General features: G+C 53.6%; 21 protein-coding genes. 11 read left to right on the top strand and 10 right to left on the bottom strand.

What is annotated here, in order from left to right; all coding sequences use genetic code 11:
• A partial coding sequence (locus ACMTNU_RS17625) for a glutathione peroxidase (protein WP_413936609.1) occupies positions 1 to 453 on the top strand: 453 nt, incomplete at its 5' end.
• A gap of 366 nt (positions 454 to 819) precedes the next feature.
• On the opposite strand, the gene ACMTNU_RS17630 is transcribed toward ACMTNU_RS17625, so the two are convergent.
• The 3 genes from ACMTNU_RS17630 to ACMTNU_RS17640 all read right to left on the bottom strand — a co-directional run bounded on the left by ACMTNU_RS17630 (position 820) and on the right by ACMTNU_RS17640 (position 2,138).
• Positions 820 to 1,428 carry an NYN domain-containing protein gene (locus tag ACMTNU_RS17630; protein WP_413936610.1) on the bottom strand — a complete coding sequence of 203 codons (609 nt, stop codon included), beginning with the start codon at positions 1,426 to 1,428 and terminating at the stop codon, positions 820 to 822.
• Positions 1,429 to 1,509: 81 nt separating this feature from the next.
• On the bottom strand, positions 1,510 to 1,674 hold the full coding sequence (locus ACMTNU_RS17635) for a DNA-binding protein (RefSeq protein WP_413936611.1): 165 nt from the start codon (positions 1,672 to 1,674) through the stop codon (positions 1,510 to 1,512).
• A 164-nt stretch (positions 1,675 to 1,838) separates the two neighbouring features.
• On the bottom strand, positions 1,839 to 2,138 hold the full coding sequence (locus tag ACMTNU_RS17640) for a HigA family addiction module antitoxin (RefSeq protein ID WP_413936612.1): 300 nt from the start codon (positions 2,136 to 2,138) through the stop codon (positions 1,839 to 1,841).
• A 344-nt stretch (positions 2,139 to 2,482) separates the two neighbouring features.
• Here ACMTNU_RS17640 and ACMTNU_RS17645 point away from each other — a divergent pair, with 344 nt between their 5' ends.
• Complete coding sequence (locus ACMTNU_RS17645) at positions 2,483 to 4,381, top strand: B12-binding domain-containing radical SAM protein (protein WP_413936613.1); 1,899 nt, start codon at positions 2,483 to 2,485, stop codon at positions 4,379 to 4,381.
• 101 nt (positions 4,382 to 4,482) lie between these two features.
• Positions 4,483 to 6,435: a B12-binding domain-containing radical SAM protein gene (locus ACMTNU_RS17650; protein ID WP_413936614.1), complete on the top strand. Its 1,953-nt coding sequence runs from the start codon at positions 4,483 to 4,485 to the stop codon at positions 6,433 to 6,435.
• Positions 6,436 to 6,495: 60 nt separating this feature from the next.
• On the opposite strand, the gene ACMTNU_RS17655 is transcribed toward ACMTNU_RS17650, so the two are convergent.
• Entirely contained in the window at positions 6,496 to 6,753 is a 258-nt protein-coding gene (locus ACMTNU_RS17655; RefSeq protein ID WP_413936615.1) for a hypothetical protein, read from the bottom strand.
• A gap of 105 nt (positions 6,754 to 6,858) precedes the next feature.
• Between ACMTNU_RS17655 and ACMTNU_RS17660 the strand changes: the two genes are divergently transcribed.
• Together ACMTNU_RS17660 and ACMTNU_RS17665 are read left to right on the top strand one after the other, a co-directional pair.
• Positions 6,859 to 7,788, top strand: coding sequence for a PhzF family phenazine biosynthesis protein (locus ACMTNU_RS17660; protein WP_413936616.1), 930 nt, complete (start codon positions 6,859 to 6,861; stop codon positions 7,786 to 7,788).
• Between the two features lie 256 nt (positions 7,789 to 8,044).
• Positions 8,045 to 8,479: a cyclic nucleotide-binding/CBS domain-containing protein gene (locus ACMTNU_RS17665; protein WP_413936617.1), complete on the top strand. Its 435-nt coding sequence runs from the start codon at positions 8,045 to 8,047 to the stop codon at positions 8,477 to 8,479.
• 117 nt (positions 8,480 to 8,596) lie between these two features.
• Here ACMTNU_RS17665 and ACMTNU_RS17670 read toward each other — a convergent pair whose 3' ends face one another.
• From ACMTNU_RS17670 to ACMTNU_RS17680, 3 genes are all read right to left on the bottom strand, one after another.
• The gene (locus ACMTNU_RS17670) at positions 8,597 to 9,052 is read right to left on the bottom strand and encodes a MogA/MoaB family molybdenum cofactor biosynthesis protein (protein ID WP_413936618.1); all 456 of its coding nucleotides are present in this window, start codon (positions 9,050 to 9,052) and stop codon (positions 8,597 to 8,599) included.
• Between the two features lie 134 nt (positions 9,053 to 9,186).
• Positions 9,187 to 9,513, bottom strand: a complete 327-nt coding sequence (locus ACMTNU_RS17675) for a (2Fe-2S) ferredoxin domain-containing protein (protein ID WP_413936619.1) — start codon at positions 9,511 to 9,513, stop codon at positions 9,187 to 9,189.
• Positions 9,514 to 9,571: 58 nt separating this feature from the next.
• Positions 9,572 to 10,015, bottom strand: a complete 444-nt coding sequence (locus tag ACMTNU_RS17680) for a gamma-glutamylcyclotransferase family protein (RefSeq protein WP_413936620.1) — start codon at positions 10,013 to 10,015, stop codon at positions 9,572 to 9,574.
• A 395-nt stretch (positions 10,016 to 10,410) separates the two neighbouring features.
• Here ACMTNU_RS17680 and ACMTNU_RS17685 point away from each other — a divergent pair, with 395 nt between their 5' ends.
• Positions 10,411 to 10,875 carry a hypothetical protein gene (locus tag ACMTNU_RS17685; protein ID WP_413936621.1) on the top strand — a complete coding sequence of 155 codons (465 nt, stop codon included), beginning with the start codon at positions 10,411 to 10,413 and terminating at the stop codon, positions 10,873 to 10,875.
• A gap of 204 nt (positions 10,876 to 11,079) precedes the next feature.
• On the opposite strand, the gene ACMTNU_RS17690 is transcribed toward ACMTNU_RS17685, so the two are convergent.
• A complete protein-coding gene (locus ACMTNU_RS17690; protein ID WP_413936622.1) occupies positions 11,080 to 13,011 on the bottom strand; it encodes a cytochrome c/FTR1 family iron permease in 1,932 nt (643 codons plus the stop codon).
• A 422-nt stretch (positions 13,012 to 13,433) separates the two neighbouring features.
• On the bottom strand, positions 13,434 to 13,769 hold the full coding sequence (locus ACMTNU_RS17695; protein WP_413936623.1) for a Rieske (2Fe-2S) protein: 336 nt from the start codon (positions 13,767 to 13,769) through the stop codon (positions 13,434 to 13,436).
• Positions 13,770 to 13,926: 157 nt separating this feature from the next.
• Between ACMTNU_RS17695 and ACMTNU_RS17700 the strand changes: the two genes are divergently transcribed.
• The 5 genes from ACMTNU_RS17700 (at position 13,927) to ACMTNU_RS17720 (ending at position 20,375) form a co-directional block, all read left to right on the top strand.
• Positions 13,927 to 14,472, top strand: a complete 546-nt coding sequence (locus ACMTNU_RS17700; protein WP_090749221.1) for an HNH endonuclease — start codon at positions 13,927 to 13,929, stop codon at positions 14,470 to 14,472.
• A 220-nt stretch (positions 14,473 to 14,692) separates the two neighbouring features.
• Entirely contained in the window at positions 14,693 to 15,364 is a 672-nt protein-coding gene (locus ACMTNU_RS17705) for a bifunctional precorrin-2 dehydrogenase/sirohydrochlorin ferrochelatase (protein ID WP_413936624.1), read from the top strand.
• 9 nt (positions 15,365 to 15,373) lie between these two features.
• On the top strand, positions 15,374 to 15,682 hold the full coding sequence (locus ACMTNU_RS17710) for an MTH1187 family thiamine-binding protein (protein WP_413936625.1): 309 nt from the start codon (positions 15,374 to 15,376) through the stop codon (positions 15,680 to 15,682).
• A gap of 379 nt (positions 15,683 to 16,061) precedes the next feature.
• Entirely contained in the window at positions 16,062 to 18,923 is a 2,862-nt protein-coding gene (locus ACMTNU_RS17715; protein WP_413936626.1) for an ATP-binding protein, read from the top strand.
• A gap of 66 nt (positions 18,924 to 18,989) precedes the next feature.
• Positions 18,990 to 20,375 carry an OmpP1/FadL family transporter gene (locus tag ACMTNU_RS17720; RefSeq protein ID WP_413936627.1) on the top strand — a complete coding sequence of 462 codons (1,386 nt, stop codon included), beginning with the start codon at positions 18,990 to 18,992 and terminating at the stop codon, positions 20,373 to 20,375.
• An 8-nt stretch (positions 20,376 to 20,383) separates the two neighbouring features.
• On the opposite strand, the gene alr is transcribed toward ACMTNU_RS17720, so the two are convergent.
• On the bottom strand, positions 20,384 to 21,589 hold the full coding sequence (gene alr, locus ACMTNU_RS17725) for an alanine racemase (protein WP_413936628.1): 1,206 nt from the start codon (positions 21,587 to 21,589) through the stop codon (positions 20,384 to 20,386).
• Positions 21,590 to 21,712 lie beyond the last annotated feature (123 nt).

Here is a 21,712-nt window from a genome sequence, read left to right on the forward strand (position 1 = left end):
GTCACGATCGACGGTACGCCGCAGAAGATGGAGGTTTACCGCGGCAAGACGCTGCTCATCGTGAATGTTGCGAGCCAGTGCGGCTACACGCCGCAGTATGAGGGACTCCAGACGCTCTACGAACAATTCAAAGATCGGGGGTTCGTGGTGCTCGGGTTCCCCTGTAACCAATTCGGACAGCAGGAGCCAGGCGGCGAAGCAGAGATTAAACAGTTCTGCACCAGCAAATTCAGTGTCACCTTTCCGATGTTCGCCAAGATCGACGTGAACGGCGCGAACGCACACCCGCTCTACCAATACCTCAAATCGGAGAAGCCCGGGATTCTCGGGACCGAGGCGATCAAATGGAACTTCACCAAATTCCTCGTCGGTCCCGATGGTACGGTCCTGAAACGCTATGCGCCGAGTGAGAAGCCAGAGATGATAGAGGCCGACCTAGCCATGAAGCTCTAACAGGATGCTGAAAACGTCCGCCAGCGGTGTTCTCGCGTCGCTCAGCGGCTCAACGTACCGAAGCGTATGCCTCGCCCCTTCGCTCGCTGCGGCCTAGCTGGACGGCCATTTTGAGCATCCTACATCATTCTGTCTATAACGATGGAGTCAAATCAGCGTCCCCTCAGTTCTTGTATTCAAGCATGCCCAGTGCCTTTAGTTTTGGGGCCAAGTCTCGCTTCGTAAATGCGTTTCAACCCTCTTTAGCCAATCTGCTCAGGTCGCCATAGCAAACCTGAGTCGTGATACGGTTTCTGCGATTGTTTTCTGTCTTCTGAATTTCCAGAGTCTCCTTTGACACTTCCATCTTTGCTTTATGCTCACACTTCATTTATTGCTGCTCGTTTCTTGATTAAATCTGTTCCATGAGTCTACAAAAAATTGCTTCATCTCAAAGTAGGAATCTGCAGCCAACCATAGAGCCTCATTTAGCCCTTCTTCCTTAAAGAAAACCAAATAGACAACCTTGCCTTGCCGCTTAACCTCTTCGATCAATGGAACATAATCCCCATCACCAGCAATCAAGACCGCAACATCATAGTTATCAAAAAAGGCGTTCACTAAGAGATCCTTGGCGAGCGCAATGTCGACACCTTTTGATTTATCTCTTGTTTTCTTGAAGACCTGAGGATTAAAGCCGAGCTCACGAAGGCGTCGCTTCACATCTACGAGTTTTTGTTCATCGCCTGACGCACTGGTGTAATAAAAAGAACGGATGGCATGTGCTTGCAACCTCAAATGGCCTTGGGTTGTGTCCTGAGTTGCTTGCAAGCCTGGAAGCCAGATGTAAATATCTTTCAGATAATGAGCCCCTTCAGGAAGGACAATGTTACTGGCCTGTGCTACTTTCTGCGCTCGAATAGTAAAGTTTTCTCCGTCCACAAATAGCATCCACCTTCTGAGATGTGGATCGCTTGGTAATTGAAAACCGGGCATAAATTAATTTCCTTGAACTGAGTTTGAGCGGCTAAAGAATGCCATTAGCGCATGAATAGGGTCATGCACGAGTAATGACTATCATCGATTTTCCGTGTCGGCCAGCCGAAAACCTAACGCGTGTAATAGGAGATTGAGGCTCTTGAGTTCAGGATTCCCCTGTTCGGAGAGCATCTTGTAAAGGCTTTCACGGTTCAGTTTCGTTTTCTCGGCAAGCCGCGCTACACTTCCTTGGGCTTCAGTCACATTCGAAGGGCCAGCAAGAACAATTCGGGATCGTCTGCTTCTAACACCACGTTCAAGTATTCCTCTGCTTCTCCCAGATTGCGCAGATTCTCAATGAGTTCTGGTTGATAAGCCCTGCACTTCTTCATGATTACGAGGTGGAGTTTGTTCTTGTGTCCACCGGGCTAAGCTGGTGCCAACACCTCTGTGACGCGCCGCACCTTGATCTTTTCGGCCCGTTTTTCAGCCTGTGCGAGATCATAGGCCGCCCGCATCCGTAGCCAGGTTTCGGCATCTCCGCCAAAAGCTTTCTCTAATCGGATTGCCATTTCGGCAGAAATCCCGGCTTTGCCGCTGACCAAGTTATTCATAGCCTGCCGGCTGACGCCCAGCACGTTGGCTCCTTCCGCAATCGAAAGTCCCAGTGGTTCAGGACAATCAAACCGGACTGATAGGCCAGGGTGGGGCGGGTTTTTTATGCGCATTGGCTGCTCCCACGACGGCATTAAGTAACCAACAAAACTACGATATTGTAAGCGTTTCTCATTCTTGGGTCTACGGTCTACCAGACGAAGTAGCTCTGATTCACTACAACGTTCTTCATTTATTTCTCTCTAAGGAGTGGTCAGATGGTCCTTTACTGCGCGCATTGAGGGACCACTGTTTCATCGTGGGGCCTCAGCAAGCACGGTGGATTATCTGACCGAGCTATCCCTCACCCTTGCATCTCAATCTTGCTCCCCCGTAGAATACGTTTCTGCTATAACCCATTGGCTTTCTGACTATTTCTGTCGCTTCGTGGCCGGACAGAAGAAGGACGAGATCCCACGTGAAAGTCGAGTATTCGAAGGGCAACCGCGCTTCCAAGGAGCTGATTCTTCTCAATCGTCAACAGTTTGAAGCCACCGGCGGCCGGAAGACGAAGGTCATGCTGATCTTTCCACCGGATTGGTTTCCTTCTGAACCGTACCTTTCATTACCATCCCTCACTGCTGTCCTTCGCCAGGCCGGGCACACCGTCATTCAAAAAGACATCAATTGTGAGATGTGGGACTGGTACTTCAGCGAGGATTTTTTGAAGAAGGTCCTGCGTCGGGTGCCACAGCAACTCGACCGGCTGCGGAAGCTGTCGAAGAAGCGGGATCTTGACGCAAACGAGATGGATCTGCAGTTGGCCCTCTGCGATGTGACGCATCAACGGATGGCCAAGCTAATTCAGAATGCCGAAGAGGCGAAGCGCATCATCAGAAGCGAACAGTTCTATAATATCGATAAGTTAGAGTGGTCACTTCAAGTCTTTCGTGAAGTTATGTCGGTGACTTCGCTGGTCTATTTTCCGGCGAGAATTTGCATGCCACCGATGGAGACGGATCTGTCGTACAAGGTCTTCGTCTCGTCCGAAGTGATGGACGCGGTGAACGATACACAGGTGAATATCTACCGCGATGTATTCGAGCATCTGGTGAAGCCGGCCATTGAACGAGAACAGCCGGATGTGATCGGGGTCTCGATCGTCCTGCAGCAGCAGATGTTCTCGACGATGACCTTCTGTGCCCTGATCAAACAGCACTTTCCTCACATCCACATCACGATCGGCGGCAATACGGTGGCGCGCCTGCGCGATGTACTGCCGCAGTCACCGTTGTTCCAGTACTTCGACAGTGCCGTGGTCTATGAAGGGGAGACGGCCTTCGTGCAGCTGGTATCGGCATTGGGGGCCAAACGGAGTTTGGCCGAAGTGCCGAATACCATCTACAAGGACGAAACCGGGATCCATACGTCATCGACAAGCTACGCGGAAGATCTTGCGACCTTGCCGCCGCCTGACTTTGATGGTTTGCCGCTGGAGAAGTACTTCGTGCCGACGAGGATCTTGCCCTATCTGGCGACGCGCGGCTGTTACTGGGGTCGCTGCGAGTTCTGTGATCACGGTGAAGGCTACACCGCCGGCTATCGATCGAAGAAGATTCAGGATGCGCTCGCGGATATCAAGTATCTTCGTGACAAATACGCTGCGACACATTTTCATTTCACCGACGAATCCTATCCGCCGGCTTTGTTTCGCAAGCTCACGCGTGGGCTGATTGATAGCCAAATGGGCATTGTCTGGACGACCCACATGCGATTTGAGAAGAGCTTGCTCGATGAAGCGGTGTGGCAGGATGCAAAGGAGTCTGGCTGCAAGTATCTCCATTTCGGCTATGAATCAGGAGTCGAGCGAGTCCTACAGTTGATGGATAAGGCGACGACGGCTGAGGTGATGACGAAGCATCTTCGGCTGACGGCAGAGGCGGGGATCTGGAACCACTGCATGGGCTTCTTTGGATTTCCGGGCGAGACAAAAGAAGAGGCCTGGCAGTCGGTGCAGTTTCTTGAGCAGAACAAGGACTATGTCCATTCGCTCGGGTTCGGGACGTTCGATCTTGGCCGACACAATCCGGTCGCGAAGTATCCAGAGAAGTGGGGCGTGACGGCGTACAAAAATCCTGAGTGGGATTTAGCGCTCGATTATTATTACACCGTTAAGAATGGAATGAGTATTGAAGAGGCTGAGCGTGTCTTTGAACAGTTTGAACGGAACCACAACCCTGGCTGGGATTTGCGGCTCTATACGCGTGAATACATCTTCCTCTATATCTCAAGATTTGGTTTAGGTAAGCTGTGTGATCTCCAATATAAATCGGTGAAAACAGTTGGTGTTACGACCACGCTCGCAGGGAAAATGTAGCAGATAGTAAAACGTAAAACGCGAAAAGTGAAAGGTGGGCCTTCAAAGATAGAAGTTCCAACTTTTCACTTCTCACCTTTTACCTTTCACGAATGATGACCATGAGTAGTACCGGACTTGTCCAAATCGACGGCTTAGTTCCGATCAAGAAAGAGGATCGGAAGAAATCCAAGGTCATGCTCCTGTTTCCACCGGAGTGGGTACCGACGGCGCCGTACCTTGCCTTGCCTTCGCTGACCGCCGTATTGCGCGACGCCGGACATACGGTCATCCAGCGCGATATCAACATCGGGATGTGGGATCACTTCTTCAGCATGGAATTCCTGATCTGGGTCAAGGCACGATTGGGCATGCAGCTCAAGATGCTGCAAGAGAAGGAAAAGGCCGGTGCCCTGACCGAACGAGACATGAATCAACTCGCCGTGGTTGAGCAGGCCCATGAGCGTGATGTATTCGACCTGGCCGACAGGGCTGAAGATGCCAAGCTGATCGTCCGAGGTGAGCGATTCTATCAGGCTGAGTTGTTAGAAGGGGCGCTCAATACCTTCCGCGAGACGATGGCCTACATCTCTGCCGCCTACTATCCTGCGTCGCTCGTCTTCTATCCGATGGAAAGCAACCTGGGCTATCGACCTGGTGTCTCGCAGGAAGTGTTCGCCTGTTTGGCAGACGAGCAGGTGAATGTCTATCGGGATCTCTGTAATCAGCTCGTCCTACCGGAAGTGGCCAAAGAGCAGCCGGATGTCATCGGTATTTCGATTGGCACGCAGATGCAGCTGCTAGCCGGCCTCACCTTCGCTAAGATGATCAAGGACACCTTCCCGCAGATCCATCTTGTCGTGGGTGGCAATGTGATCACGCGACTGCATGAAGATCTCGTGCATCACGAGCGTTTTTTCACGGAAGTCTTCGACTCCGCGATTCTCTATGAAGGAGAGCATGCGCTGCTCTGGCTGATCGAGGCCCTGAACGGACAGCGGTCGCTCGCGTCTGTTCCTAACTTGATCTATCGCGATGCTTCAGGACTTCAGCGCAATCCCGAGGTCTATACGGAAAAGACGCAATCGTTACCATTGCCGGATTTCGATGGGATGCCGCTCGATCGGTATTTCGTTCCGGAACTCATCATTCCTTATCTCGCGACGCGTGGTTGCTATTGGGGACGTTGCACGTTTTGTGACCATGGGCAGGGCTACTTCGATCAGTATCGTGGGATGCCAGCCCAGCTAGTCGTTGACCAGATCAAGGTGTTACGGGACAAGTACCAGTGTCGGCATTTCTTGTTCAGCGATGAGTCTTATCCGCCCGCACTGTTTAAGAAAGTCTCACAGTTGCTGGTCGACCAGGATGTAGGGATCAAGTGGACGACGCTCATTCGATTTGAAGAGACCCTCCAAGACCAGGCCATGTGGGATCTTGCAGCCAAGGCCGGCTGTTGCACGCTCTACTATGGGATGGAATCGGCCAACGAGCGTGTGTTGAACCTCATGGATAAGCATGCCAAGAAGAGCGTGATCCAGCGCAATCTTCAAATGGCGGCGAAGTCGGGGATTTGGAACCATGTGATGGCCTTCTATGGATTTCCAGGTGAAACGTTTCAGGAAGCGATGGAAACCCGACAGTTTGTCCTGGACAATCAGCCGGTGATTCATTCGTTGGAACTGTTCTATTTCGTGGCGTATCGTCATACCCCGATGGTGCGGCACCCTGAGAAATTTGGGATTACGATCCACAAGCAGGAGGAATACGACCTTCCGCTGGACTACTACTACACCTTGAACGATCCGAGCACCCTATCCTGTCTCGATGCGATGCAGCTGTGCGAGGAATTCTATAAACAAGATTTTCACCCCTGGGCCGTACGGGTGAACTCGCGTGAACATGTCTTTTTGTATATTTCAAAATTCGGAACCAACCAGTTGCCGCAGATCTATGCGCAGCAGACGCAGCCAGTGGGATCCGCAGACGGTGTCTCCGGCTTGATTACGTGGCCGGTGGCACAGTCGTCTGGTGATGAAGGGATGTCGCGGGTCACCAGCCACGAGGCCACTTAATACGGCACCTGTGTGATGAAGGCGGGCTGGACGAGAGATGCGTACGGGATTGTGTGCTACCTATTGGGCTTCGTCATCCGGGACGAACACAGTGGAAATCAGCGCGTAGGCGGCTTCGACCGTCTTAGTCATGTCCTCCGCTTTCCGAAACTGTTGCATATATAGAGCGGGGTTATTCGTGAGGCCGGCATAGCGCGAAGGGTTCCAGGTATAGAGCTGAACGCGTTTCGCTCGTTCAAGGTCTTCAACTGTGAAGGGATGGGTGAGGCCCAACACGTCTAAGGCATGGGCGATGTCTTGCTCGCTGATCGAATCCACGGGCGGAGTGTGCCAAAGGGAACGGATTCTGTCAACAAAGATGGGTGACAGTGCTGTGGGAAGAGCCGGTATTTCGGTATGATCGCAATAAGTTCAGGAGGGGCGATGACGGAACAACGGATGTTCAAATTCTATCAAGCCGATGTCTTTACGGCTCAACCGTTCGGTGGCAACCCCGTGGCGGTCTTTCCAGAGGCGGATGGACTGACGGACGACGAGCTGCAGCAGATTGCCCGAGAGATGAATCTCTCAGAAACGGTGTTCGTCTTTCCACCGACCGATCCCACCGCCGCTGCACGATTACGGATCTTTACTCCCACACAGGAGATTCCATTTGCCGGCCATCCGGTGCTGGGCACATTCTATGTCCTGGCTTCTCTTAAACGGATCGCATTGAACGAGGGTGTTACCTGTCTCTTACAAGAATGCAATATCGGCGTATTTCCCATCGAAGTGCACTGTGAGCAGGGACGAGTCGTGCGGGTCGTCATGTCTCAACCGAAGCCCGAGTTTCTCGATCCCATTGAGACGGTTGATGAGGTGTATTCGGTTGGTCGGGCTCTCGGTTTACCGAAACCCGGTGTTGTCGAAACCAACTGGGAACTGCAGGTCGTCTCCACCGGCTTACCGGTGTTGATCGTTCCGGTGCGGACTCTCACGGCTGTACGATCGATCATTCCTGACGCATCTGCAATCACGGCTGTCTGTGAACGATTCGGTGCCAACGGCATCATGGTGTTCACGACTGTGACAGTCGAATCGTTCACCTCAGTCCATGCGCGGATGTTTGCGCCAAAGATTGGAATTTTAGAGGACCCTGCGACAGGAAGCGCCGCCGGCGCATTAGGAGCATACTTAGTTCACCATGGAATCGTTGAGGTGGGGCCGACGACGGATATCCTCATCGAGCAAGGCTACGAGATCGACCGTCCGTCACGGATTCTTGTCCAGGTGGAGTCGGACAATGATGCCATTCAAGGGGTGAAGGTCGGTGGGCATTGCGTCATGGTGGTAGAAGGTACGCTCCGATTTTAAAGTCGTGCTGAGTCATACATGCTCAAGAGGCTCTTCTCGTCCGTTTCCTGACCTTCATGCTCTCGAAACGTCCGGGTCGTTCGTTTTTTTTAAGAATCTGGTCGTTGAGTACATGACGCAGAACGGTTCTAGTGGGCGGTTCTTCCTGCTCCTGTTTTGAGCTCTCCGCGCATTCTGTGCTACTCTTACCCAAGGCAACTTGAGCGTGGCCGGCGTTCATCCGTCGAAAATTCACCCACCAATGGAGGAGAAAGCCATGTCTACTGTCGCACAGATCATGACCAAACGGCCTAAATCGATTGGACCCAAGGTATCCATCGCGAGTGCCGCGAAGACAATGCGTCAGGCGCGAGTCGGATCGTTATTGATCAAAAAAGGAAAGCAGTTCGTCGGGATCGTCACGGATACTGATATTGTACGGCGAGCAGTCGCATCCGGAAAGCCGTTAGGAAAACTGACGGTCGAGAAAATTATGACGGCACCGGTGTGCACGATCGAGGGAAGTGAAGCCATTGATGACGCGCAGTCTATGATGGCTGATCTCGGCGTACGCCATCTCGGCGTCAGTAAGAACGGTGAGATTATTGGCGTGATCTCTGTACGTGATGTGTTGTCGTTTTATAAACGATATGCGCAGTCGAAAATTTCTGCCGAGATATCGTATGAGGAGCCAAAAATTACGCAGGATTGAGGAAGCCAGAGAAGTGAAAGGTACGAGATGAAACGTGACCTCAGGGCAAGCAATTACTTGCCAGATGTCAGATCTTTTTTCAATCTGCCTTACTTTTCACTTCTCACTATGTACCTGTTATTTTGACAATTCTTTCACCAGATGGCCGAGTTCAGGCAGGATGAGCTTTTCCATGGCCATTCTGACGGCATGTTCTGAACCTGGAATGGAAAAAATACACCGCCCTTTGATAATGCCGGCGGTGGCTCGACTCATGATGGCAGGTGACCCCATTTCTTGGTAGGTCAAGAGCCGAAAAATTTCGCCGAATCCTGGAAGCCGCTTCTCCAACATCTCATCCACGGCTTCGAATGTGCTGTCCCGCCGTGAAATCCCCGTCCCGCCGTTGATGATCAACGCTTGGACAGCCTCGTTCGTCATTGCCCGAGCGATCCAGAGTTGAATCTGTGCCGGATCGTCCTTGACGAGATGATATTCAACAACCGTATGTCCCTGGTCTTTGAGCAGCTTTTGAATCAGCTGGCCGCTGCCGTCCGTCTCGGCGATCCGAGTATCGCTACAGGTAATAATCATGCACCCGATCGAGCGAGGTGCATGGATCTTATGTTCATGAACCGTAGGCGCCGTCATAGGTGCAGATGATCAGTCATGTTTTTACTCGCCGACTGCAACCACAATACTTGCTCAAGTTCGGGCTCCGATACGTTCTACTTCCATACCGAATCGGGTTTGAGTGTAGCAGCTGGTGTCCCCTTCGTCACGTGTTCATCGAGAATCGTGGCAACGTCCGCTTCCGTGACTTTGGAGTACCAGGTATTGTCAGGGTAGACGACCACAGTCGGACCCTGTTCACAAGGACCGAGGCACCCAGTCGCACTCACCAAGACCTGTCCTGGAGGAACCGCGCGCTGCATCAAGCCCATATTGAAGGCCATGAGCAGTTGTGCGGCTCCGGCTGACCCGCATGATGGCTTAGGATGGCCAGGGGGGCGCGAATTCGTGCAGACAAGAATATGATATTTTGGTTTTGGCATAATCTCCTCTATGTAAGCTGAGCCTCCCGCTGTGTGCAATCAGCCGTCGACTCACATGTTACTTCGGTCTATATGATTCCCATTGCTGAATGACGCTGTCTGGAAATTTCCACTGCCTCAGCCCTTTGAGTACCCAATCCAGGTAGTGATCCTTTGGCTTGAATTTCCCGATGGGGTTGGCGGCATAGGTGGTGACCAGTTCCTTTTCACCGGTCTCGGTCAAGACTGTCACCTGGAGATGACGGTAGGCTCCCTGCGGGACATCCTGCTCAAACTGATCCATACTGTTCACATCTTCATCCGTTAACTCGAACACGCCGCCCCAAGCTTGTTCACCCTGTGAGGGGACAATACTTGCGAGTCCGCATCGCCATTGGGATGACCATCGACAAAACCTGACGGTGTGATCCGACAGAGTGGCACGGTACAGAAAGTGATGTTCCGGAGCTCGCCGCTGGAGCTGTGACGGATTGAGGAGATCACCGTACAAAAAGAACTTCATACCCTCCACTCATGCGATCCGCACTCTGGTGAGACTGCAATATACTTGTAACACATCGCCTTTTCATCAGACAAGCTGCGGTCCGCACTCTGGTTGGATTGACAGAACCTTCCGGATCTTCCTAAGATGCATGGCGGCGAAGGATTTTCCGGCACGGCACTTCACCCACCAAGACAGGAAGCCACAGCTGTGACGTTCTTGAGGATTACACAGTGGGCGTCCTCTGATACATCGGCCAGAGCCCATGGGCGGCGTGCCAAAACCGTGGCGGAGGAGGATCCGCTTCGTCTGGTTTCGCCGAAGCCACAAGAAGGTCCACGGCTGCACGTCCTCCGCAGTCGTCTGCTACGGAGGAAGGATCAAGCCGTGAGGCTCTGCACATAATGACTGGTAGCGTGACTTCTTTACGATCGTTCGGCACTCACATCATCCATTACGCCGTTGTAGCCGTGTTGTTGCTCGGTGGGCTGTACTATGTGTGGACGTCGCTGCCTTCGACGGCTCCGTCGAGAACGACCCAAGAGGTTGAAGCCTTGGCCCTCGTACAGCACCATCCGGCCATCGGGTTCCCCTCAATCCTTGATGCCATGAACGAGCACGTTCGCAGCATGAAAGAGCGTGGGCAGGGCGTACGGCTCGGCGAATGGCGTGTCAAACAAGTCGAAGGGCATATCTATGAAATTCGTGTCCAGCTCCGCGATCAGAGTGTGCGCGGCCAATGGTTTGAACGGGAGTTTATTTGGCACGCCCATCTCGATCTCAAGAAGGTGAATGCTGCCTCCTTACCGGCTGATGGTGTCACTCCCAAAGCGCCCGACTCCGACCCACAGTCGACTCCACCGTTCCCCCCTCCGTCCTAGCCTGCACTTGAGCCGGTTGCCGAGCAACGTGTCCGGCCCTTGAGGCCTCTTGGAGAAGAAGAATTCGACTGGCTTCTTGATGAGTGCACTCTCGCTACCTTGACAAAGATCGGTGGGCGGGAAAGGGAAGGTTATCCATCAGGGACAGCACCTCTGTCATTGAAGATGGACCTTCCGAGGAGCCTTCGCACAGCAGTGATCGGACTAATCAGCTTTTTCTCGGTTAGACCAGATCCCACCGGCGATCAGGGCGAGGATCAGAGCCTGCGGAACAAGACTTTGCATAGTCGGGTGAATACCCAAGAGTGGCAAGGAGAAGAAACGAACATCCGTCACGTCGAGGACGCCTGCCGCTTGAAGGGCGGCGATGCCGTTCCCAACAAAAATCACGGCCATCACCGCCAGAAGGATTGAGGCGACGGTGAAGAATGGCCCGATGGGCAGACGGACGCTATAGCGAAGAATCATACCGCCGATCAGCACCAACAGCATCGCTGCTATGGCGATGCCCCACATGACCGCACTATGCCCGGTTGGCCCGGCCTGTGACCAGAGCGTTTCATAGAACAGAATCATCTCAAACAACTCCCGGTACACGACAAGGAATGAGAGCCCTGCCATTGTCCAGAGCGTCCGGGTGGCCAGCGCACTGTTCAGTTGTTCACGGATATAGCGGTTCCACGCCTGTGCGTTCGAGCGGCTGTGTAACCACCATCCCACGTAGAGGAGCATAGCCGCAGCCAGCAAAGCTGTGAGACCTTCTGTCAACTCACGGTTCGCACCAGAAATGCTGAGCATGTAGCGCGCAAGGATCCACGTGACGACGCCGAGTGCCATAGCTCCGATCCAGCCGAGATGGATGTAGGGGAGGGCGTCACGTCGACCGGTTCTCACGACAAAGGCGACAATCGTGGAAATAATTAAGATCGACTCCAGCCCTTCTCGGAGTAAGATCACCAAAGAACTCACGAATGCGGTATTCGGGGATAAGGTGCTGCTGGAGAGCCGCTCTGCAGCCCGATCAAGTAATGCCGTAATCTTCGTTGTCTGCGCGGTGACGGCATCGGCGCTTGCTCCTTCTGCGATGGCCGTCCGAAGGGCCATCATTTCACGCTCTATTTCCGCACGCAGCGGCGCGTCGACATTGTTCAGCGCGGACTCGATCAGTTCCACCCCCTCGAGATAGGCGGCGACGGCAAGGCGCCGAGCGTCTGCCTGCTGGCCATTGGCGTAGGCTACTGCGGCCTCCTCAACTTTCATGCGCGAAACGTTCAACGGCGAATGCGCTCCAGCCTCCAGCGCATGTGGCTGCTGCGTGAGATAGGCGCGCACAGCATCAAGTGACGAACCGGCAACAGCCTGTTGGGCGGGTGTGGTCATGACGAAGGTGCGGAGGGTGTAAAAATCTGCTTTACTCTGTTCTTGCCGCCAGAGTTCCTCGCCCTTCGTCACCATACGAGGTTCGGTGCGCAGGCCGGCGGCAAAAAAGGCCAACGCCCACCGATCGGCTTCGGAGAGCTCGCCGAAGGCGCGCATTGGCGTGCCGCGTACACCAAGTGTGATGGTGTTGTACAACCCATAGAGACTACGCTGACGCATCCGAGCTTCATCGTGAAAGTTGCGGGGAGCTGGGTCCATTCCCTTGGCCAGCGGCCCATCGCCCCTTCCTTGCATGCCGTGGCAGGCGGCACAGTATTGCAGAAACAATGTCTCACCACGTCGAAGGTCCGGAGCCTGACGTGGCGCCACACTGAGCTTCCATGAGTTGATGATGTGAACGAGCAGCTGATTGGCGAGAGTTGAAATCACCTCTCCCGACGCCTTCGCTTCGATCTGGGTCAAAAGTTCGCGTGCCTGCTGCACCAACACATCCTGCTCAGACACAGCGGGTAACTGACCGAGAAGTGTGAGGGCCTGGGCGGCAAAGTCGCGTTGTTCGGCATACTCTTCCGGTTTGATCACCTGACCGTTCTGCACGGACTCAGGATAATCGACGCCGACATAGTCAAGCATGTGGACGATGGCCTGCGCCTTGTCGTCGTCATTGACTTCTGCCAGTGCGACGCCGGGGAGACTCGCTCCCAATAGCAGGATGGATAGCCACCAGTGCACTACAGTGAATAAGAATGATCGCATGGGCTGCATTACGACCGAGTCTTTGATGGGCTGGAACCGTATGTCTTCACGGTCTGTCGCCGCTCAGAGCTGGCTGAATGTGATCGATGTCAATCGTGACCGGCTGCGTGAGCGTCTCTGTGGTTATGGTTTCGGTCTGATCCTTGTCAAGGATGCCACAACCTGCGAAATAATGAACAGAAGCAGAATGGGCAAATATAGACTAAATGAAAGTTGTCAGATTCTGCAAGAGCGTGCCCATACTCACTTTTTGAATGATCGTTCGGTTCGGCCCCTCAGTGTGTTCCGGATTCTTACCTCATTCACGCAGTGATGTTGCGTGACCTTGTGTCGGTCAGCTGAAACGATACGGCTGGGGGGCTTGGGAAGAGGGGAGGGGACAGTATCACTCGGCACAGATATTGGGGCATCTGTCAACAAAATCAATTCGATGAAAGAAACTGCAACTCTGCTGGAAGTCTGATCTCGACCCGACCGTCGATGACGCGCACATCACAGCGAGGCACCTGAAAGGTTGGGTTACCGACGCGCTCTCCGGACACGATGTTGAATTTCCAGCCGTGCCAGGGACATTCAACGTCGGTACCGCAGACTTTGCCTTCACCGAGTGGACCACCCGCGTGTGGACAGGCGTTATCGATCGCATAAAACGTCCCGTTTAGGTTGAAAACAGCGACCCAGACTCCCGCAACCTCCACAGTCCGTCCTGTGCCAGGGGGAATCTCGGAAACGGAAGCGACGGCTATGTATTCACCCATAAGAGATGTCTTCCCCTTCATCGGCGGACGCCGCAATAGGAGCGTCCTTACTTGATTTCATCACAACCTTATGGCATAGAAACAGCTGTGATGTAGCTGGGCCCATCGGACGAGCCTTTCCCACATTCGGGAGCTCGAGTGAGGATGAGGTTGCTGCATGGAAATGACCCTCCTGCTCAATTCCACGTTTGAACCCCTACGGGTTGTACATTGGCAAAAAGCGATCGCGCTCCTCTGGCAAGGGAAAGTCGAAGTGCTGGAGGTCTACGATCGTGAAATTCATGGGATTTCGCTCTCGATCAAACTTCCCTCGGTCATGCGGCTGTTGAAACTGGTGCGATTGAAGGACAGCCATCGTGCCGTCAAGTTCTCCCGCATCAATATCTTTACCCGGGACGGATACTGTTGTCAGTATTGTTACCATAAATTTCGGACGGAAGAACTGACATTCGATCATGTGGTTCCCATCGCCAAAGGCGGGAAAAAAACGTGGGAAAATATCGTGACGGCCTGTTGGCGATGCAATAATCGGAAAAGCGGGCGCACGCCTGAAGAGGCCGGGATGAAGTTGAAAAAGAAACCGGTGAAACCTCGTTGGAATCCCGTCATTACCATCACCATTGGCATCAGGAATACACCCGAAAGTTGGCGTGACTATCTGTATTGGAACCTGGAATTAGATGCAGATCCAGCCGGAACGTGACGCGTGCTCGTAGCGAATGAAGCTATCTGCCGTCTCCGTTGCAAGAGAGGTTTCCTCGCCGGTTATAACGTGAGCCTCTTCTCACTCGTGCACCCATCGCAATGTCCTGCACGATAGCCACGCTGTATTAAAAAGTGGAGCGTGAGCCTCAGAAGTTCCTCTTGCATGTGACCCATCCCTTCCTCGATACTAGTCTTTTGGATTGCCATAGGGAGTAGAAATGATGGTTGCCAATCCTGGTTTTCCCTTGGTGTTGGATGTCAAAGGTTGGCCGGTTCTGGTGATCGGCGGTGACGAGGAAGCCTCTGAAAAATCGGAGCGTCTTCTCGAGTCCGGTGCACGAGTTACGGTGATCAGTCCGACATTGAATGAGCCCCTCCGCCAGTTAGCGGCTTCCGGGAAAATCATCCATCGGGGACGTCATTTTCGTGACACGGATCTCGATCATGTCATTCTCATCCTGAATACCGTTCGAGGCGATCGGGATTTCGCGAAGATGCTCATTGCAAAAGCCAGAGAAAAACGGGTGTTACTCTGGTCCGTCGATTACCCTGAAGCCTGCAGCGTCACGATGCCGGCAGTCGTGTCGGCAGGGCATGTTCGTGTGGCCATCAGCTCAAGCGGGGTCGCCCCCGCCCTTTCTGGGTTCATGAAAGAGGATCTGGAACGGATCCTTGATGCTGAATTTATTGAGTTTGTCGAGTGGCTGGGACAGCTACGAGAGCAGGCTAAGGCAAATGAGCCCGATGCCGAGAAACGACGCGCATTACTTCGGGAAGCCTTGGACGGTTTTCGTTTGCTTGGCAAGGTGCGTTACCCCTCCGTATGGTCTGCACGACGCGCGGAAACCGTAGCGAATGCGGCGTCTGGCACGAGCGCGGAACCACGATAAGGAGCGACGATGGTATTGTTGGAATTCAGTATGTCTCCGTTAGGCAAGGGGGAAAGTGTCGGAAAATATGTGGCCCGTTCTCTGGACATCATTGATAAGAGCGGAGTCGCCTATCGCTTAAACCCCATGGGAACCGTCTTAGAAGGGGAGTGGGAAGAGGTGTTTTCAGTGGTACAGCAGTGCTATGAACGGATGAAGAAGGACTGCAACCGTATTTCCTGCACGATCAAGGTCGATTACAGAAAAGGGCATTCCGGCCGCCTCAAGAGCAAAGTCGCCAGCGTTGAAAAAAAGCTCAAGCGGTCGGTCAGACAGTAGGCGATCATACTCTCTTTCACCCGGCTGGTCGGTGTCGGTCATCCCGGATCCGTGCCTGCTCTTCCACTAATTGCCTCCCCGAGTTCCCCATCTTTTGATCGGTGTTGCCCTACGGATGTCAGGAACGCACCCTTCGTATTGCAAAGCGTAGGGAGCGTCGATATACTCGCCCAGCCATACGTGCTATTCCGGTAGGAAAATTGTCCTATCAGGCAAACCAGTGACTCGCTCGTCGGAGCACCTTGTCTTTGATGAGGGGTGTTACAGTCTGGTAGCCGACGGTGCTGTTGATGAAAGCACGACCCATGTACATGGGCTTTCGACTAAAGCGAGCACAAAGCTGCTTGGTGGGGTCACCGTCCTGTGAAGGAATGACACCATGATAAGCAGTACGCTCGACGGCACCGAAGCCGAATCTCTCCCCACGGTTGAACTGTTCCCCAAAGAACGGACCATTCTTGAACAGAGTGCCATGGTGTTTCGTCCATTCGGGTTGGATGAGCAAGGGCATACGATCAGGGACCTCAGTGGAGTCAGCATTCGGGCGGTCACTGTGTTTCTAGAGAAATTGATCACGGCTCAGCGGGGAGAGTCGGCCGGGAAGGAGGCCGTGGAGGACCTATGTCAGCTGTTGAACGATCGCATCAAAGACCCTGTCTATCATGTGACGCCAGAATTTTTAAGGAACCCCTGGAATAGTTATTCGTACGAGTTTACCAGCTATCTCTACGAGTTCTGCGAGCGCATATCCGGCGACCCGCGCTTCGCCTTCAAGGCCGGTGCGGAAAAGATCTCTCCCATCATGCTCGCGCTGACTCGCCCCTTCTCGATCTCGCAGATCTTCACCATGTTTCCCTACTTTGGGAACAAATTCACCTCCGGTTCCGCCGAGTTCCGAGTGGTCGAGGTCACAAGCACCACGGCCGTGGTGGCGATGCGGTTTACGGAACGAACGCTTCGTCAATTTGGTCCTTATCGGAGACGGTGTGCGTGTCTTGTGTGCCAGTCTGCGCAGGGCATCATGATCGCAATGGCCAGTCGAATTCATGGTCTCTCGCAAGCAGAGACGATAGAAACGTCTTGTATCGGAAATGACGATGCCTGGTGTCAGTGGACCATTCGATGGCAGGAAGAACGAGGGTACGGCAAACGCTTCTGGCGTACGACATCCCCCTTAGAACAAGCTCGAGCCCTCCTGTCGAACCAGGAGGCATTCTCTAAAACAGACAGCGCGCAAGCTGGTCTCCTCGCGACAGCCCCGCTACAGGTAGAACCTCGAACGTCTGCTCAGCAACATTTCACATGGTTTCTCTGGGGTGGTCTGGTGGGGCTTCTCCTTATGGCAGGGGTGGGTATCGTCAATCCGATCGTGAGCCTTGGCGAAGTCTTGTTAGTCGGACTGTGTCCACTCCTCATTATCGGCATTTTGGTCAATCGACGGCTTCTGCGAGAGAGCGAACGGCGCGAGGCGCTGATTCAAGAACAAATTACGTTTGTCGAGTCGCGTCATGAAGAGTTGCGCGAAGCCTATTTGGAACAAGAACAGATGCGGGTGGAGTTGCGACGAAAAGTGGCTCAACTGACGGCACTGCATCGAGCCGGACTGTCATTCGGCTCGACGTTTGAACGAGATACATTGCTCCATCAGGTCTTAGAGGCCTTGACGCATGAGCTCAATTATAACAGCGCCATGGTCTCCATGTTTGATCAGGGTGACCAGACCGTCCAGCATATTCGACTCATCGGTGGACCCCCGGAGGTGGAGACATTCGCCCAATCCTGTCGGATTCCGATCACCGATCCGGATAGTCCTGAAGGAACAGTCGTTCTGCAAGGCCAACCATTGCTCGTGAAAGATATCGAGATCATCCGACATCGTCTCCATCCCCTGAATCAACGCTTGGCGGAATTGAGCAAAACAAAAGCGTTGGTCGTGGTTCCCATCAAGACAAAGGACCGCATTTGGGGCATGCTGACAGTGGATCGCTCACACAATCAAACCGTTACGGAAGACGATCTGGAATTGATGACGACGGTCGCCAGTCAGGTGTCCATCGCGCTCGACAATGCGTCCGCCTACCAACAAATTGAAGAATGGAATGAAGGATTAGAGGTCAAAGTTAAAGAGCGTACCGAAGCGCTTGAGCAGGCCGATCGGTTGCGGGCTCAGTTCCTTTCACACGTGTCTCATGAACTGAGAACCCCGCTGACATCGATCAAGGGATTCATTCAGAATTTATTGGATGGACTGACTGGGCCCCTGAATGAGAAGCAACAGCGCTATCTTGTGCGGATGTCGGAAAACTCAGACCGTCTGGTCCGCATGATCGAAGACCTTCTTGATCGTACGAGGATCGAGACCGGACGGTTAGAAGTGCATCCCGCCGACGTGGAGCTTGAACCGTGTCTCGCTGATGTGCTGGAACAACTCAAGCCATTGGCGCATGCGAAACAACAGACGCTGGAATTCTACAGCGCCGACACCAAGGTCGTCGTCTGGGCGGATCGAGATCGGCTGATTCAGACCGTCGTCAATCTTGTCCAAAACTCCATCAAATTCACGCCTTCGGGCGGCACGATCACCGTGATCTGCGCGATGCCCAACCGCCGAACAGCCACCGTGCTGGTTCGCGATACAGGGCCAGGTATTCCTCCGGAATGCCTCGATAAGATTTTCGATCCGTTTTTCAGAATTCAGCAAGGTCATCGTGCTGGCCCCAAAGGATTAGGCCTGGGATTATCCATCGTCAAAACATTGGTCGAACTCCAGGGAGGGGAGGTGTCGGCACGCAACCGTCCGGAGGGGGGAGCGGAACTTTCCTTTACCGTTCCGGTCCATGCAGCGACCACACCGCATCGCCCGGATCCGCAAACGACCGGTCGGCATATCCTCGTGGTCGACGATGATCCAGATATTCAGCAACTGCTTCATGATCGATTGAAGGCCGGAGGCTACCTGCCTTGTTCTGCACTCGATGGGCGGCAGGCGTTGTCCGTACTCCAATCGCGCGAGTTCGACGGGATGATTCTTGATATCGGGATCGGCCAGATTGACGGTCTCGAAGTGCTACGGCGGGTGCGCATGACGAACCAACGCCTGCCGATTCTTATGATTACGGCATCTGGATCGCAAGAACTGGCAATGAAGGCCATTGGGTTAGGGGCTCAGGCCTATGTGCTCAAACCATTCGACACCCACCAGCTCCAACAAATGATGGACCGGTGGTTTGGCTCTGCTTGAGACGAGATGCTGGAAAACATGAGGCGGTATCGGAAGGCCTTGTGAGAGGAAGGATGGCGATCTACTGTGCGTGACGTTCAGAGCGGTATGAGACGGATGCTGATGCTTCTTGCGATCACGGTCATTGTCGGGATTACGGCACCGGTCTCAGCCCAGGTTCCTCGCGTCTATGGGCAGGGGGCCGCCGCTTCCGGGATGGGGAACGCCTTTGCTGCGCAAGCGGATAATCCTTCAGCGCTTCATTACAACCCAGCCGGCATGACGCAACTCCGCGGAGTTCAACTGATGGGTGGGCTGAGTCTGGTAGGAGGGGCCACCGACTTTCGGAGTCCAAGCGGAGTCACCACCACCGGTGACCATGACGGGACGGTTGCCTGGCCTGGCCCCGGTCATGGTTACCTTACGGCAAATCTCCAAGACCTGGGGCTTTCCTCGCTTGGGAACATGACAGTTGGAATCGGAATCACCACACCGTTTGGGTCGGTGATGCGATGGCCGGATAACAGTCCCCTTCGAACGATCACCACATTTACGGCGCTGCCTTTATTTGATATCAAACCCACGATTGCCTATCAGTTAACGCAGGATCTCTCCATCGGCGTCGGAGCCGATATTTATACCTTTGCAAGCTTTTTCGGCGAAGGACATGCAGAACTGCAATCGATTTCCCCTGGTGGGTTGGTACCGGCCGGAGGCAAGCTCGAGTTCAACGGCAAGGACACTGCGGCTGGATTCAATGTCGGAGGATTATATACTGCGCTTCGCAATGGCTCAGGACAGCCGATCGCAAATCTCGCCGTGGTCTATAGAAGCCAGGCCACCCTCCACTTGGATGGCACTTTTTCAGCCAATGGCGTCAAGATCCAAGACGCAACGACCACGTTGGTGTTACCTCAGGTCATCACAGGGGGCATTGCGCTCTGGCCGATCCGGAATCTGGAACGCGAGTGGAAAGTGGAGTTGAATGTCGACTATGTCGGCTGGAAATCCGTCAGAAGTCTCGATATCCATCTCGCAAATGGATTCACTATTCCACAGCCACAAAACTGGAAGAGCACCTATACCATTCTGGTTGGAACGGAGTACAGATGGCTCCAACTCGAACGATTTCCGGGATGGGAGGTTTCAGTGCGAGGGGGGTACACAAACCAGCAAACGCAAGTACCGGATCTTACCTTCAATCCTGGTGTCCCCTCTGCAGATCTCCATGTCATTTCAAGCGGGATCGGATTGATCTGTCGGGAGAACGGCTCCTTTCTCGGCCTCCTGCCTTGCGGAGGTCTTGGCGTAGGCCCCCTCAAGCCGAAACTTGTGGGCTTGGACCTGTTTTACCAAGCCTTCCTCTACGAGCCACGGACCATTTCAGGGGTTTCAGGAATTCGTGCCCCAGTCAATGGACGCTACGATACCACTCTGCACGCTGGAGGTCTGTCTGTCCGGGTGAGTTTTTAAACAGCGTGTTATGGTTCAACCCGATGATCCGTTTCGTCAGACAGCGAACCATCAGCTTTACTGAAAGCGGTCCCTCCTCCTGAAGAGTGCCTATAGCGTCTTGGAACTCTTGGACTGATCGCACAGAGGACTTCGTACGGGATCGTTTCTGTCCACTCGGCGACATCTTTCGCTGTAATCGTCTCTCTCCCTTGCTGTCCGATCACAACGACCTCGTCACCAATCATCGCCTCAGGGACGGTGGTGATGTCTACCATCACCATGTCCATACATACCAGTCCGACGATCGGCACACGCTGCCCGCGAATGAGGACGACTCCTCGATTCGAGAGACGTCGGCTTAATCCGTCAGCATACCCGATCGGAAGCACGGCGATGCGTGTGGATCTCCTTGCAATGAAGGTACCATTATAACTCACACGGTCACCGGGCTGAATACGACGGAGTTGCGCGATGCAGGTCGTGAGCGAGAGGACTGGCTGCAAATCAGGCACCGGTATCGTACTTGGAAGCGTGTGGTAGCCGTATAGCATGATACCGGGACGGACCATCGTATAGTGGGCCGATGGAAATCGGATGATGCTCGCGCTGTTCGAGAGATGAACCAGTGGAATCTCGTATCCTCCACCACGGGAGACGTTCAAGGCTCGGTTGAATCTGGAGATCTGTGCTTCAGTGATATCTTGTACCTCACCGTCACTATCAGCCAGATGCGACATGAATCCTTCGAGGTGCAGCGAAGAAGGAAACGCGTGCGTCGTGAACAAAGTCTCAAGATCTTCCTGCGTCAGACCCAGCCGATTCATGCCGGTCTCGACTTTGAGATGAATCGGGTAGGGAGTGGGCCGTGCACGAGTGGCATGCGCCATCACCTCGAGCATGGAACGATCACTCACCACTGGAGTAAGCCGGTGGACAATGAGGTCCTCAACCTGTCGAGGAAAGAATGGTCCAAGCACCACGATCGACACAGTAATTGCTGCTTGGCGCAGTGCAATCGCTTCCTCGATTGAAAAGACCGCAAGATGCCCCAGGTTCTGCCGAACAAGTGCCTGTGCGATTTCGATGGCCCCATGCCCATAGGCATTGGCCTTAATCACAGGCATGACGGTACAGCCAGGAGCAAGACACTTTTGTATCTGAGAGAGATTGTGGCTTAGGGCAGTCAGGTCTACAGTTGCTAACGTTGGGTGAAAACTCGAAGGGCTCGACATGTAAGGAAAGGCGGGTCAGGATGAAGCTACCCTACACTTCCATGATTTCCTGTTCCTTTTTCTTGATAATGTCATCAACTTTTTGTCCATACTGTTCGATGAGTTTCTGGGTCTCTTGTTCAG

Origin of the sequence: Nitrospira sp. BLG_1, assembly GCF_047338595.1 — a bacterium.
Lineage (GTDB): Bacteria > Nitrospirota > Nitrospiria > Nitrospirales > Nitrospiraceae > Nitrospira_D.